Consider the following 14,182-nt stretch of genomic DNA (forward strand, 5'->3'; position numbering starts at 1 on the left):
CCAGGATTCCATAGATCTCTCGCAGCTATTCTTTAGGGCCCCGGCAACGGGGCCTTTCTTTTTGGACGACTGCTACAGCACTGACCGCCGCTGCTCCCACAGTTGCCGGCCGAGCGAGCGCATTCTCGTATCACCGAGCGCACCGGCGACGGCGCTGGCACTGATGCCCATGCGCCCGAGCCTCGCCACTTCATCCTGCAGGTCCTAGGCCATGTCGGCCAAGCCGTTCGCTTCTGCCATTGGTTCGCGCCCCACGAAGAAGGGAGGAGCGATGCCCCTCTCTCTTTTATTGATCCGTGCAGTAACTGATGCCGTCTAGTGTTAGCCATGCAACCTGCGCGCTAGGCGGAAGCCCCACGAACACCTCCCCGTTCGCTCGAACATCAATACGAGTAGGTGCTGCTACATCGCTCAGCGTCGTCATGATCAACTGCGCGGAGGGGCGCAATGCTGCAGGTAGAACGAACACCACCGTCCCGCCTGCTCCACTCTTGACCACGCCCCGTAACTGCACACGGTTACCATCCTTTCGATAGCCGACCGCGGCGAACAAATCGCCGAAGTTCGTCCAAGGCGCGTTGAGCGTCGGCGCTACCCACGCGCCCCTACGCGCATCGGCCAGCGCCGCGGCGGTACTTCGCCGGGTCTGCCCGCCTTGCACCACCGGGACGATTTCATCGCCGGCCAGCGCGCTCGCCACCGGCAGCTGGGACAGTTTCAGGTTTGCCATTTCATTCCATCAGCAGGTAGTCGCCCGCTTCGGTCACCAGCTCGTCGCTGGTCTCCGACCGCAGCAGGCCGTTCTTGAAGTCGAAGGTGTGCGCGGCCTTCTGCCAGCTCGCCAGACCGTCGCGCGTCGCGCCGATCTCGGCCCGCACGCGGTAGACGCCCTTGAGCGTGGCGGCGTAGCTGGTGCCGGCGATCGGCGCCGGGCTGTCGAGGACCGTGCCGGCAATGGCGTCCAGCAAGCGCAGCACGTAGGCGGTGCCGGCCTCCGGGCCGACCGATCCCTGGCTATGGTCGACCAGTTGGTCGCTCTGCAGGCGCCGGTCGCGATGCGCCCAGCCCACCACCAGGTCGCCGTCGACGGCGTCCGGATAGCGGGCGCCCGCCAGTTTCAGATCGCCGGGCGGGTACGGCCGCGCCTGGCGCTGCGTCAGCCTAACGCTGTCCACCGGCGCCAGCGCCGGGTCCAACTGCGCGCTCGACGTTCGCGTCAGCAGCTTAGCCTCAACGGTCTCGCCGACGCTGTAATCCGTGGAGTCGGCCGCGGCGAAGTCGTCGTAGAACCAGACCCGGACGCCCTCGGCGTGGGGCACCGGGACGGTGTCCGCGCAGCCGCGCGCCAGCGTCGCGGTCTGGGCCTGCGGGTCGATCGCCACGACGCGGACCAGCTCGTCCTCGATCCAGGCCGCGGTGCCGACCGCCACCTGATCCAGCGCGCGCCCGGCCGCCAGTAGGACGGCCGTTGTCGTCGCCGACAGCGCGCCTGCCAGGATCGCGGTCGGGCACCAATCGCCGGTGCCCGCCTCGGCGTAGGCAGCGCCGCCCACTCGCGTGGTCAGGATGTAGTTCAGTGCCAGCCCGCCCGGCTGTTCGCCCACGGCCAGCGCCACGCCCGCGTCCGCCGGCAGCGCCGCCAGCGCGGCCGGGTCGAGCGTGGTGGCCAGATCCCGGTAACCGGCCTCGAACAATCGACGCGTCGGCGCCGGCTGCGGGGTTCGGTCCGGCGGCGTCCACACGGGCGGCTGCGGTTGCAGATAGCTCGTCGCCGGCAGGCCGAACACGTCCTGCACCGCCGAGACCAGGATGGCGCCCTCGGCTAGCCGGCCGTCATCGAACGTGCCGGCGCGCAGCACCAGGGTGCCGATCTCGCGGAACGGATCGCGGATACAGAACACGCTACCAGGCGCGAGAACGCCGCCGCGGCGGTCGAGCCGGACCTTGAATCGCTTCAAGGCCGAGCAGGCGATCGACAGATCGCGAGTGCCGACCCGCGCCGCCAGCTCGGCGGTCGGCAGTCCTCTGTACTCGGTGGTGGTCGAGGCCACGCCACCGGTCGCTTGGATGCCGGCCAGATCCTGCACCCGGATCTGCCGTTCTTCATCCTTGATCGGGTCGTACCAGGTCACGATGACCTGATTGACCGCGCCGTCCTGCGCGCCGCCTTCGTCTTCCTCGATCGCCAGCAAGCCGGACTCGTAGTCGAACACCGGCAGGTCTTCGACGCGGTAGTCGTCGCGCAGCAGGCGCAGCGTCGAGCGGCCGGTGCTGCGGTCGGTGTACTGCGCGGCACCGATATGGTCGATGACGACCTGCATGAAATCGCTGATCGAGGTCTGCCGCGCCCAGCGCAGGCACAGGCCAAAGCCTTCGGCATGCAGCGTATCGGCGGCCCGGCGATAGCTGGCCTCGTCCAGCAGGCCACGGTCCAGACCGCGCCCCCAATCCCGGTTCGTCAGACACTCGACCAGGATGTGCGCCGGGTTCATCGCCCGGATGGCGCCGTCGGCGAGCCAGATCACCGCCTTCTCGGGATACCAGGGCGCGCCGTCCCACCCGGCCAGCGCGCGGCGCGCGCGCTCCTTCCACGGCTTGGGGTACGGGTTGTTCGCCGCGATCTGGCCGTCGAAGTATTGCGTGGTGCTGCCGCGGAAGGCAGGCGTGGGCGTGCCGTGCAGCGCGGCCAATGCCGGCAGCACCGCTTGGTCGGCGTCGCCCATCAGCACGTCGAGTGTGCCCTTGATGCCGCCCTCGCCCTTGTCGCCGCCGAACAGGTCGGGCTTGTTGATCAGGATGCGTCCGCTCTTGGTGATCGAGCCCTTCCAGGCTTCACGATCACCGACCCGGATCTCGACAATCTCGTCCAGCGGCCCTCGTGCGAGGCCCATGTGCAATCCGAACAGGTAGCGATGGCCGACCGTTTGCTTCTTGCGACTACCCACGTGCGGCCTCCGCGCGCGCGAACGCGGCCAGGTGCAGGCCCAGCGCATCGCCGGTCGCCTCCAGCGTCTCAGCCTGGATACCGTCGCGCACGAATGCGCTCCAGTCCAAGCCGTAGTAGGCGAACCATTCGCGCCCGCCTTGGGCGCAGAACCCCGGCCGCGCACCAAAGCCCGGCGCGCGACGAAGATGGTCCAGGGTCACGATCACTTCTTGCCACCCTTTTGCTTGATTGCCTGCGTGCGGTACTGGCCGACGCCTAGCACCATCCAATCCGAGATCCACACATCGCCGAAGATCACCGCCTGCGGCGTACCTTCGGTGGCCTGCGGGAACTGGAAGTCCCCGAAGGCCGCGGGCTTGGGCTGCGGCGGTTTCGGCCGTGCGGCCGCCGAGACGAAATAGCTGACCAGCCAGATCGCGAGCTGGACCCAAACATTCATGAGGAATCCGAAAGTCAGAAGACGGGCGTGCCGTCAAAAGGGGATTTGCCGGGCAGCCCCGGCACGCCGCCGTAGTTCGGCGCGTTGGCGAACTTGCTATGGCAGATTGCAATCGTTCGGGCGCAGCCCGGATAGGCGACGACGGCCTGGCCGACACGCAGACCATCGCCGGCGCCGAGCAAGATCAACCGCTCGCCTTCATGGAATCGGATGCCGCGCCGCTCTATCCCAGCCTCGCCCAGATCCCAGGCCAGAAATCCACCGGCCAACCAGCCATCAGGGTGCAGGCCGAAAGCGCCCGCGGTGACGACGTTGCCGGCGACCGTCGCCAGCAGCGCCGGCAGCCGATGCGCCTCGGGGTTCACCCGGCAGTTGCGGTCGTAGAGCGTGTGCGGGCAGCCGCGCGTCCAGGCCAACCGCAATCCGGGCTGACCGAGCGCGGCGTCGAGTGACTGGCAGCGCACCTCGCTCGTTTCCAGCCTGGGCCGGTTGACGCCAGCAATGCGGCCGACCCACGACACGCGGGCCTCGGTATCGCCTTCGTGGATGTCGCGGACGACCACCGCGACCTCGGTCGACGGCGGCAAGCCGCGATAGAGCCGGGCGACATCAAAGTCGCCCGGCGCGGTGATCGTCAGCACATCGCTGGCGACGTGGCCGGACTGGCGGATGCCGTCGTCGCTGATCGCGACGGCGCGGAAGGTCTGGGTATCGAGTTGGAAATCGCGGTCGCCGCCCGTGTACCGCCAGCGCTGGCCGCCGCGGACGAACTCGTACAGCCGCCGTGGATTGCCCGCGGCGGTCGAGCGCTCGTATTGGTCGAAACTCATGCCGGGGCGGGTCCATCGTCTTGGTCGGGATCGCGTACCGCGCGCAACACGGTGGCCGCGTCGGCGGCGCCGTCGCTGTCGGTGTGGTGCTCGATTTCGGTTTCGTCGCTGTCCGCGCGCGAGAGCGCCATGAAGCTGATCCGCCTCACATCGCGCGGCCGGACTTCCGCGCCCAGCGCCGCGTTGAACGTGATCCGGTCCACGGCTTCGTCCAGGCTGACCGCGGCGGTGATGCGTCGATGGAAGGCGCGACCGTCGCGCAGCTCAATGCGCAGATCGCGGCGCCCCGACCGCAGACCGCCGAACCGGGCCAGGCCGACGTTGGCCACGTCCGCCGCCGTCGCGGTGCCGGCGACGGTGGCCAGCAAGGCCAGGTCGTCGGCGTGGGTCGGCCGCCACACGGCGCGCTGGCGGCCCCGCAGGGCGTAGAGCCAGGACCGGACGCGCGCGCGCTCGGCCCGTCCATGCATGCGCCAGCGGTGCGATTGGGTCACGGCCGCCCAGTCCGCCGGGTCCAGCACGAACGGGGCGCCGAACTCGTTGTCCAGGGACAGCAAGGCGCGCTGCCATCCGGCCGACAGCGATTCGGACTCGTCCGGGCGATCGGCCAGGACGGGATGCCCGCGGTAGACGGGCGCATCGATCAGCGTCGGCCAGTCGCAGGGTTCGACCACGTCGAAGCGCACTGTGATCGACGCCGCCTGATCGGTCAGGCGTGTGACCTTGGGCGCCTCGGCGAGGCGGGCGGTCCGGACGGGGTACAAGCGGGCGCCGCGCGGCCACGCGCGCGTCGTCGGATGCCGCAGGACGATGCGGTCGGCGCCGATGCTCTCGATCTCGGCGACCTCGGTGTCGAACGCGGCCGATCCGCGCAGCAACACCAGGCCGCCCGGTCGGAAATCGCGATGGGCTGGATCGCAGGCCAGGACGCGGACCCCGAGCGCATGCTCTGCGCCCAGCCATTGCCCGTCCGGCCAGACCGGCAGCGCCCAGGTCCGTCCGCCCCAGCCGAACACGGCCAGATCCAACAGCACCCGCTCGCGGCCGTCCACGATCAGCGTCGCTTCGAACGACCGCCGCGGCGTCGAGCGCAGGCCGCGGCGTTGTTCGACCTGCAGCAGGCTGGTCAAGATGTCGGTGCGCCAGGCCAGCCGTTCCAGCACGCCGCGCGACCAGTCCGGCACGAACGCGAAGGCGACGATGCGCTGACCGGTGATGACGACCGCCAGTTCGGGGAACCCGTCGAACCGGAATGCCAGGGTGGCGCCGATCACCGGCGGGCCATCGGTGCCGACCGCGACCTGCCACGTTCGTTCCGACAGCGGGGCGAACGGCAGCGGCGGCGAACCCGGCGCGGTCAGCACTATGCCCTCGCCGCCCGACAGCGTCGCGTCGGTTAACGTCAGTGCTCGGCTGCGGAACGCATTCCACACGCGCGTCGCTCGGCGCTGCACGCTGCTGACGTTGCCGAGGTTCAGCAGCCACGGCTCCACGTGGATGCGGTCGAAAAAGTCATCGCCGAACAGCGGTTGCAGCGCACCGCGGCGTTGATCGCCGATGTACTGGGGCACCTCCACCATGCGCCGGCCATGGGCGGGCTCTGCCCCCAGCGCGCCAGAGGCGCGGCCGTCCCAGAACGGGGGAGATCGGAAGTAATCGCCCTGACCGCTGAAGGTCAGCGGCCACAGGCCATGCCACATACGATGTCCGCTAGTTACTCGGTGATGCGATAGGCATAGCCGTAGACCCCGCTGTTCGGGGTGCCGACCGGACCGTTCTTGCGGTGGACCGGAAACATCTTCCAGCGGTCGCTGCCCAGCACCAGCTCCTCGCCGGGGGCGTAGCTGTCCAGACGAATGAAGCGCAGATCGGGCGGATGGCCGACATCGGTGCTCAGGTCGCCCCCGCGCGGAACCGCGCACCACAGCGGCTGGCCGGGCGCTCGGCCGGTCAAGGTACTGTGCCCGAACTCCTTCAATAGATTGATCGGGGCTGCACGGCGGCGCCAGCCGCAGTACAGCGCGCGCGGATCACTGCCCGTATCCGAGACCGCATGCCAGCGCGGTGCCATGCCGTCGTAGTCGGCGCGAACACGTGTCGCGGTGGTGAGGTAGTTGGTAAAGCTGTCATCGAACGCGATCGCGTGGCGGCCATCGTCCGGGCTGTTGACGTAGCTGTCGTCGTAGTACCACTGGCTGCCGTAGACGTACTGGCCGGTGTTCACGATCCCGCGGGTCACCAACCGGCCCGTGCCGAAGTGCTTGAACGTGCCAGCCTGCGTTTCCAGCACCACATGCAGGTACGGCTGCGGCGCGGTTCGACCGAAGAAGTGAACCGCGCTGTAGGGGCCTTGCGCGTAGTTGGCCCAGACCGGACCGCTGGCCTCCGCTTGGACATCCGCGTTGGCATGGGTGGCGTAACCGGTATGCCCAAACGCACCGACGAACGGGCCGGGCCGCGCGCTGTCGCCTGCGGCCAGCTCCGACAGGAAGGTGACGAAAAGGGAATCCGCGTGCACGCTCAACGCCTTGCCGGCCTTCACGGTCCGGTCGCGCCAACCATCGACGCTCCAGCCGTTGCCTTGCGCAAACACGCGCAGCTTGTCCAGCAACTCGTTGGGATCGCTCGCGATCGCGGTCGTGTAAGCCATCAATCCAGCTTCAAAGCGAAGTAGTTGTCGGGGGAAATGCGAAAGGCGTTCTGGAACGTCATCCAGGCCGCGCCGTCGTGGTCGATGCGCGATTCCGAAGCGGTGCTGAAGCCCGTCGTCCAGCCGCAGCCATCGAACTCGCCCAGCGTGTGCCGTGGAGAGGTATTTCCCAGGATCAGCGGCAGCACCGGCGAAGAACCATCGAGGTTGTCGCGCAGCGTGGCGCGGTCGCCCCCGGTGGACATCGCGCTGGGGTAGACCTTGCCGGGCGTTTCGGTATCGCCGGTATCGCTCGATCCAGAGGAGTACCGGTTGGCATGTACCCGCCACACGTTGTCCGGGTAGTTCACCGCCAAGCCATAGCGCCCCGGGTCGAAGAAGCAGCGGAAGCTGGCATCGGTCGCATCCGGGGTCAGCGTCTCGACGGAGCCGCAGGCGCCGATAGCGAGGGGGTACTCGTGGATCGAGGGTGGCTCGTAGGCGTTGATGAAGCCCAGGTACGCGCTCAGGTAGACCGTGCCGACGCGCGCCACGATCACTACGCGCTGGCCGTTGATCGCCAGCCAGTAGGCGAAAGGGCCGTTGCGCAACGGCAATCCGCGTACGCCACTGGCGTTGGTCTGCGTCCGCACGCCGCGCAGCGGGTTGTGCGAGCGGAAGCCGTACCAGTTGAGGTTGTAGGCGGCGCGCGCGCTGTCCTCGTACAGCTCGGCGCCGATGAAGATCGCCTTCTGCCCGTCCAGTCCCGGCGCCTGCACGATCCATTGCGCCCGGTCTTCGAGTTCGAAATCGGCGTTCAGATCGGTGTGGAAGCTGACATCGTTGACGTCGAGCGGGTCGGCGCCGGCCGTGGCGGTGATCAGGACACGCCAGAACCGCGCCGGCGCGGACGCGCCGATGATCGAATACGTCCGACGCATGCGCGCGGTGGGCCAGACCTGGCCGCCCCAGGCTTGAACCCGCGACCAGGCCGAGCCGTCGTCGGAGCGCTGCAGTTCGAAAGCTGCCGGGCCGCGCGCGCCGCTGTCGCCGATACCCAGGGTAATCGCCTTGATGACCGCCGGACCGATCATCTCGATACTGGCGTGGGCCGGCAGACTGGCGACGGGCAAGCCGCCCCATGTGTCGGTTCGGTTGTCGAACACCGCAGCGGGATTGCTCAGGTTCGTGGTGCGAGCGCTGGCGTTGCGGCAGCCGGTGCGGCGCACCCGCGTCCAGGCCGGCGACGTGTTCAGGGTGAAGCGGTCGCCCGCCACAAATGGAACCGAGCCTGCGTTGATGCGGAATCGCAGCCGCTCGGAATCGAACGGCTGGCCGACCTGCGCGATGCCCAGATCGCCCGCGACCGCACCGGCCACCTGGAACCGCTCGGCATCGAGCGCGGTGAGGGTGAAGCCCTCGGCAACGCTGGCGCTACCACCACAGTAACCGCCGGTGGCGCCGTCCGGTCCGGTCAGCGTGCCGTTGCCGGCGCCGGCATAAAGCTGACCCCAGGCGTGGCCTTCGGCACAAAGCGTGGTTTCCAGGCGATTGAGGAAATCGTAGTAGTCGGAAGCAACGCCGGTGCGGAGAGTCATAGGCAAATAAAAACGCTCCCGGCCTGAGGGGCCGGGAGCGTTTGACGGTTGAGAACAAGGGGATCTAACCGTCGGCAAGAATTCTACCGAGGGTGGCCGCAAAACCTGAAACGAGGTTCGCGGCTCGAAAAACAAATGCGGCGTCGACATTGCGCACCACTCTTCGCGACGCGCGCCTGCCGGGATGGCTATTCTGCCTTCGGCAAAGCCTTCGCCGCTTTGGATCGCGATTGCCTTGCGGGCTTCTTTCGAACCGGGTGATAGACGTCGAGCTCCGCCGTCAGACGATGCGCCGTGGCAAGCTTCGCGGAGAACCAAGCAAACATTGGACCGATGACAGGAAACACGAGCATCATCGCGATCAATATCACCTGCGCCCAGTTCGGAAGATACAACACAAAGGCGAGGCCGCTCCATAATACAAAGAAGTACGCCACAACAATTCCAAGCGCGATGTTCGCCTGAGTTTTGAACGATTTACCCAACTGCTCGGGCCGGGCAACGAACGCTCCATCTTTCGGCAGGATGTACTGGCGCGAACGTATATACCAGCGGATCAACCCGAGAGGGTTTTCCCGCTCCATCGCCATTTCGAGAACCCTGTTGTCTACCTCGACACCAAAGGCTATCGCCGCATCAAGTTGCAATGCAATGGGCTTCTCCTTCATCTTCTCCCGAAATCTTTTGGTTCTCTGCAGCGACAGTCGTAAGCGCCCACCAGAGAACTTCTGCCAAGCAATCACGCCACCGATAACGAAAACTAATGGCAGAACTGTCGGTGCAAGCCAGGGGTAGGCTGCGAGCAATTCAGATATACCTTTGAACGGCATGGGTCACCTCCGGTGTGGGCTTTCTTCCACTATGACGCAGATCACCGGACATCCAAGGCACGTTTGTGATCCGCTAACCGAGATCCTGTCTGACTGTAGGCGCGTTCGCACGGATTGTGGACAAAATCACCTGCCGCCCGGCCTGCGATCCAATGACGTTGACGATCTCGCGCGGGTCCAGATAGAGAACGTTGGTGATTTGCGAGGATCGCGAACCGGACGCGCTGGCCGCCGATCGCTCCGAGACGGACCTACGCACGGGCGCACGGGTCGTCGGCGCTGGTAACACGAAGCCCCCGCCGGCAAACCCGCGCAGCCCATCCAATGCGGCCATGCCTACGCGGTTGAAACGCTCCAAGAAGGACCGCGCACCCGGCTGTCGCACGACCTCCCGGCGATTTACGAATTCGCCGCGATGGACGATGCCGGCCGGCGCGTACTTCGGACCGATGCCGGTGAAACCGCCCGCCGCGAAGAACCCGCTCGCTCCCTTAGTCGCATTCGCTGCGGCCAACGTCGCCGCCGCGGCCTGCATAGCGCCGGCCGCCTTGAGCACCACGCCGCCGGCCACGCCCAGTGCGACCGACGCACCCGCGATCGGGGTGGCGTAGGCAGCGCCTGCGGCCGCCGCTTGGACCGGGTCCGGCTGGGCGAGATCGGGCGTTTTATCCCCGCCCGCGATCTTGCCTACCAACGACATCAGCTTGGCGGTCGCCAGCGCCGCCAGTTGCTGCGATGCCAGCTGCGCCAAGGACCGGGCCATGTCCTGCACCAGCCCCGTAAGGGCTTGCCGGAGCGTCAACGTGCCGGTCGCCAATCCTTCTAGGGCGCTACCCAAGCCCGTCTCGAAGCCATTGGTCAGCGTCACCACTAATTCGTTCGACTGCGTCTTGAGCGCGGCGACCTGTGCCGTCAGATCCTTGACTCGCTCGATCGCTTCGGGCGAGCCGGTCTTGGCGGCCAGCGCATCCATCTTCGGCAGCAACTGGTCGACCTCGGCGGCGGTGCGGCCATGCAGATCCAGCAGTTCCCGGCGCGCGCCGATCTCGGTCAGCAGCCTCGCCTGCTGGCGGGTCTGGATCGACTGTTCCTGGCGCGACTGATCGCCGAACACCCGCTCGATCTTCGCTTCCAACTCTTGCAGTTGTGCCTGCGCCGACTCGGTGTCGATGTGCAGGCGGAGTGTCGATTCACCAGCGACGCCCAGCCGCTTCATATCCGCCAGCAGCGGCGCGTACTGCGCCGTCAGCTCCCGTTCGCGCGCCTCCCGCTCCTTGCCCTGCACACGCAGCAACGCGTTCTCGGCTGCAGCGACCGCCTCGGCCAATTCCTTTCGACGCTCGCCATCCTTCCGTGCTTGGTCGTCCCGATCCTTCTTATCCTTGGCGCCCTGCTTTGCGGCGTCCTTGCTGTCTCCTGACTTGATCTTGCCCGCGCCGTTGGCGATGGTTTTGGCGTTCGCCGCAAAATCCTGGGCGGGCTTCGGGTCGGCGCTGGTCGTCCACAGCAGTCCCAACTGCGTGTTGGCTTTGCCGATCTCGTCGGCCATATCCTCGCCGGCCGCGCGCCACGCCTCCGCGGTCTGCCGCGCCAGGCCCTTGGCCTCTTGGAGGGCCTGCTGCTGAGTGGCGAAGAACTGATCGGGTGCCGAAAAGTCGAACTGCGCAATCTTTCGCAACCCTTCGACGTAGGCGACCACCACCTGTCCGTTGAGGATGAGATAGCGCCCAAAATTCTCGACGCTGACCATCAGCGCCGCGATGACCCGGCCAATGATCTGGAAGCCGACCTTCAATCCGATCAATGCGGTGCCCACCACTCGAACGATGGAAACCAGGGCGTTGAGCTTCTGTCCTGCCATATCCGTCGTACCACCCGCAGCGACCAGGGCAGCGTTGTAGTTGGAGATGAAGGTCGCGAGCGACGACAGCTCGGTGGAGAAGGCGCCGGCCGCGCCGGTCGCGCGCTCGGTGTCGCCGATGGTGATGGTGAACGCATTGCTCAGCTGCGTCAGTGCGCCGCCGATAGTCACGGGCAGCTTCGCGAACTCCTCGGAGATCGACTTGCCCTGGCTCTGGATCGCCTGAAGCACCACCGCCGTGGTCAGCTTGCCCTCGGCCGCAAGCTTCTTGAGATTGTCCGCGCCCTCGACGCCCAGGTCTTTCAGACCCGCTTTCAGCGCCTCGGCCAACCGCGGCGTCTGTTCGAGAACCGAATTCAGTTCTTCGCCGCCCAGCCGCCCCGTCGACAAGCCTTGCCCCAACTGCATCAACGCGGCCTCGCCAGAGGCTGCGGAGGTGAAGCTCAGCGCCACCGCCTGGGAGATCGTCTGCGTCAGGCCGAGCAGTTGATCCTGGCTCAGCTTGAGCGCTTGCGTGCTGCGCTCGACGCGGGCATAGAGATCGACTGTGGCCGCCAACGGCTGACGGGTCGCCTGCGCGATCTGCTGGACACCGCTGTACGCGGTGTTGAATTCCTCCTGGCTCTTGGTCGCCAGTTTCAGGCGCCCCTGCAGGGTGATCGCTTCGTCGGCCACGCGCGCGAGCGCCTGGACGGATCGCAGCGACAGATAGCCGGCGGCGACTCCCCGAATCTCGGACTGCAAGCCCGCCAGGCTGGCCTGCGCCTTGCGCCCCGCGGCCTGGGACTCGTTCGCGAACGAGCGCACGCGGGCGCCGGCCTGTTGGAGCGCAGCATTCAGCGCCGCTGCGTTACCTCGCAGCAGCAGCGTAATCGTGGTATCGCGATTGGCCATTCAGAATGCACAGGGCGACGCCGGCCCTGCCGCACTGCGGCCGGACACTCAGGCTGGGAAAGGGAATAGGCGGCGTGGGCCGCAGAAAGCACCTCCGCCTATGCGGCGGAGGGATGCCGAGTTACCGAACGGTTCGGCGGAACGAGAAGGAGATTGAGCAGCGCAGTCAGACCGCCAAGTGGCTGGGAGCCGACGCAGTCGGCGCCTTCGCCGTGTCGCCGGGGGGCAGCAGATTGGGCGGCTTGCAGCCGGCGCAGGCGAGCAGAACCAGGGCCAGAACGATAGTGGCGCGTGCTTTCATGACGGAATCCTCTGTTGGGCGACATGCGGTCCCGGCCCGCCCGACCTTGGGCTGGCCACCGCATCCCAATGTAGCCCCGGCGGGCTAACCCGCTTCAGAGGACGGAGCGGAGAGCTTGATCCCACTCACAGATCGAGCTGGCCGACCCCTTCGATATCCTGGCCACCGCCATAACCGGTGACCCGGGCCCGGCCCGCCGCCTTGCTCCGGTAGAGCGCCTCATCGGCCCGACGCAGCAATGTCTCGGAGGAGTCCCCCGGCCGAAGGTCCGCGACACCCATCGACAGTCCCAGCGGCACGGTGGCGCCGTCGATGGCCAGCGGATTCCGACTGACAGTCTCGCGGAGCGCGCCCGCCAAGACCAACGCCTCGGACTGATTCAGTCCGATCAGCACCAGCAGCATTTCGTCGCCACCGTAGCGCGCGACCAAATGGCCCGTGGGCAGCCAGTTGCGTATCCGAAGCGCAACTATGCGCAGCGCTTCGTCACCCGCGGAATGGCCGTACAGGTCGTTGATGGATTTGAAGTGGTCGATGTCGACAAACACCACCGACAACGGCGAGCCGGCGGCGTGCGCTTTCTCGATGTTGATCCGTAGCATGTCCTCGACCGCGTCGCGCGTGATCACGCCGGTGAGCTTGTCGTAAGTCCACCGGCGCTGGGCGGCATCCCGGTCCACACGCAACTGCTCCAGCCGCGCCGTGAGGCCGAGCATCAAGCCCAAGCCGCTGGTTGCCAAGCCAATCGGGAACCCATCGATGGCCCAACCGGGCATCGCCCACCAATTTTGGTAGCCGCCGACCATCGCCACCAAGACCACCATAACCGGCGCCCATGCGAGCAGCAGATACATCGCGTCCAGTTGGCGGCGGCGCAGCGCTCGGACGATCGCAACGGCGATCCCGCCAAAGGCGATGAGCATCACGGTGTTGCCGAAGTAGGCACTGAACGTGGTTACATGAATCACCGAGACCAGCAACAGGCCGCCGAGCAGCGTGCTGCACACGTTCAGCAGTTGCGCGACACGTGGCTGCTGGACCTGCAGCTGCAGGAAGAACATGAGGAAGCGAATGCCCGTCAGGACCGCCGCTGTATTGATGACGATGTTGGTCCGCCGGTCCATCGCGAACTCGGCCAGCGCGGGGAATACGCGGATCTCGCCACCTTCGATCATTAGGTTGGCGAGCTGGGCCAGCAGCGTGATGCCGAGATAGGCGTACCCGTGTTCGCGCAAAGCGGCGAAGTAACCGAACGAAATCAGCGCGACAATGAAAAGGGCGACGAGCACGGAGGCACGGAATCGCGCGTACTGGACATCGCCAGCATGCACCGTTGCCATCGGCTCGACCGACAACTCCGAGCCAATCAAATTCGGCGAGGTAATTCGTAGGTACAGCACATCGCCCGGCTTAAGGCCCGCGTTCAACGGGACCACCAGCGCGCGAGCGGAGTGCAGCAACTCGGACTCGGGGCCGAAGGCGGTGCGGCTCGCCGGGGCACGTTCGCCGGGCTGCCACACTTCCAAGCGCTTCTGATTCGGGGGCGAAAGGACGAGCTGGGGTAGCGCCCGATCTGCGGGCAGGTCGCCCAGCACAACCCGCCACCACTGGGGCGCCGGGCGCGGGATCACGATGCTGGTGCCTTCGACCTTACGGAACTCCCGATCATAGGCGCCGGCCAGCACTTCGTCCGGCTGCGCGCCCTGGCGATCCAACCGTTCCAGCCGAAGCGGCGCCGCATGAGCACTGCCGACAAGCAGCGCTAGTAGCAGGAGCAGCAGGCTGGACCAGCATTGGGACGCAACCGTCCGCATCGAGCTCCCTCCCTGAGTGTTTCGCGAGAATAGCGGCGC

At 66.7% G+C, this 14,182-nt stretch carries 12 protein-coding genes; all 12 read right to left on the reverse strand.

Translation table 11 applies throughout. The annotated features are described in order from the left end of the window. Positions 1 to 286 precede the first annotated feature (286 nt). Positions 287 to 730 carry a hypothetical protein gene (locus BLV01_RS25835; RefSeq protein WP_138884522.1) on the reverse strand — a complete coding sequence of 148 codons (444 nt, stop codon included), beginning with the start codon at positions 728 to 730 and terminating at the stop codon, positions 287 to 289. Between the two features lies 1 nt (position 731). Continuing rightward, a complete protein-coding gene (locus tag BLV01_RS21500) occupies positions 732 to 2,945 on the reverse strand; it encodes a phage tail protein (protein WP_091805088.1) in 2,214 nt (737 codons plus the stop codon). After that, on the reverse strand, positions 2,938 to 3,147 hold the full coding sequence (locus BLV01_RS21505; protein ID WP_343123596.1) for a hypothetical protein: 210 nt from the start codon (positions 3,145 to 3,147) through the stop codon (positions 2,938 to 2,940). Before BLV01_RS21505 ends, BLV01_RS21500 begins: the two co-directional genes overlap by 8 nt. 2 nt (positions 3,148 to 3,149) lie before the next feature. Continuing rightward, on the reverse strand, positions 3,150 to 3,386 hold the full coding sequence (locus BLV01_RS21510) for a hypothetical protein (protein WP_057945746.1): 237 nt from the start codon (positions 3,384 to 3,386) through the stop codon (positions 3,150 to 3,152). Positions 3,387 to 3,400: 14 nt separating this feature from the next. After that, positions 3,401 to 4,216, reverse strand: coding sequence for a phage BR0599 family protein (locus BLV01_RS21515; protein ID WP_057945745.1), 816 nt, complete (start codon positions 4,214 to 4,216; stop codon positions 3,401 to 3,403). After that, on the reverse strand, positions 4,213 to 5,916 hold the full coding sequence (locus tag BLV01_RS21520) for a hypothetical protein (RefSeq protein WP_138884521.1): 1,704 nt from the start codon (positions 5,914 to 5,916) through the stop codon (positions 4,213 to 4,215). Before BLV01_RS21520 ends, BLV01_RS21515 begins: the two co-directional genes overlap by 4 nt. Positions 5,917 to 5,930: 14 nt before the next feature. Further along, on the reverse strand, positions 5,931 to 6,866 hold the full coding sequence (locus BLV01_RS21525) for a hypothetical protein (RefSeq protein WP_057945743.1): 936 nt from the start codon (positions 6,864 to 6,866) through the stop codon (positions 5,931 to 5,933). Continuing rightward, a complete protein-coding gene (locus tag BLV01_RS21530) occupies positions 6,866 to 8,443 on the reverse strand; it encodes a hypothetical protein (protein WP_091804976.1) in 1,578 nt (525 codons plus the stop codon). Before BLV01_RS21530 ends, BLV01_RS21525 begins: the two co-directional genes overlap by 1 nt. Positions 8,444 to 8,631: 188 nt before the next feature. Next, entirely contained in the window at positions 8,632 to 9,273 is a 642-nt protein-coding gene (locus BLV01_RS21535) for a hypothetical protein (protein ID WP_138884520.1), read from the reverse strand. 73 nt (positions 9,274 to 9,346) lie between these two features. After that, complete coding sequence (locus BLV01_RS21540) at positions 9,347 to 12,028, reverse strand: tape measure protein (RefSeq protein ID WP_091804980.1); 2,682 nt, start codon at positions 12,026 to 12,028, stop codon at positions 9,347 to 9,349. A gap of 166 nt (positions 12,029 to 12,194) precedes the next feature. Continuing rightward, positions 12,195 to 12,329: a hypothetical protein gene (locus BLV01_RS27070; RefSeq protein ID WP_256375630.1), complete on the reverse strand. Its 135-nt coding sequence runs from the start codon at positions 12,327 to 12,329 to the stop codon at positions 12,195 to 12,197. 125 nt (positions 12,330 to 12,454) lie between these two features. Then, positions 12,455 to 14,143 (reverse strand): sensor domain-containing diguanylate cyclase, encoded by a 1,689-nt coding sequence (locus BLV01_RS21545; protein ID WP_091804982.1) that lies wholly within the window; start codon positions 14,141 to 14,143, stop codon positions 12,455 to 12,457. Positions 14,144 to 14,182: the final 39 nt, after the last annotated feature.

The organism is Lysobacter sp. yr284 (assembly GCF_900107375.1).
In the GTDB taxonomy this organism is placed as follows: Bacteria; Pseudomonadota; Gammaproteobacteria; order Xanthomonadales; family Xanthomonadaceae; genus Lysobacter.

Coding starts and splice junctions, on each gene's coding strand:
- BLV01_RS25835 (WP_138884522.1), bottom strand. CDS start 730: ATGGCAAACCTGAAACTGTCCCAGCTGCCGGTGGCGAGCGCGCTGGCC.
- BLV01_RS21510 (WP_057945746.1), bottom strand. CDS start 3,386: ATGAATGTTTGGGTCCAGCTCGCGATCTGGCTGGTCAGCTATTTCGTC.
- BLV01_RS21515 (WP_057945745.1), bottom strand. CDS start 4,216: ATGAGTTTCGACCAATACGAGCGCTCGACCGCCGCGGGCAATCCACGG.
- BLV01_RS21520 (WP_138884521.1), bottom strand. CDS start 5,916: ATGTGGCATGGCCTGTGGCCGCTGACCTTCAGCGGTCAGGGCGATTAC.
- BLV01_RS21525 (WP_057945743.1), bottom strand. CDS start 6,866: ATGGCTTACACGACCGCGATCGCGAGCGATCCCAACGAGTTGCTGGAC.
- BLV01_RS21530 (WP_091804976.1), bottom strand. CDS start 8,443: ATGACTCTCCGCACCGGCGTTGCTTCCGACTACTACGATTTCCTCAAT.
- BLV01_RS21535 (WP_138884520.1), bottom strand. CDS start 9,273: ATGCCGTTCAAAGGTATATCTGAATTGCTCGCAGCCTACCCCTGGCTT.
- BLV01_RS21540 (WP_091804980.1), bottom strand. CDS start 12,028: ATGGCCAATCGCGATACCACGATTACGCTGCTGCTGCGAGGTAACGCA.
- BLV01_RS27070 (WP_256375630.1), bottom strand. CDS start 12,329: ATGAAAGCACGCGCCACTATCGTTCTGGCCCTGGTTCTGCTCGCCTGC.
- BLV01_RS21545 (WP_091804982.1), bottom strand. CDS start 14,143: ATGCGGACGGTTGCGTCCCAATGCTGGTCCAGCCTGCTGCTCCTGCTA.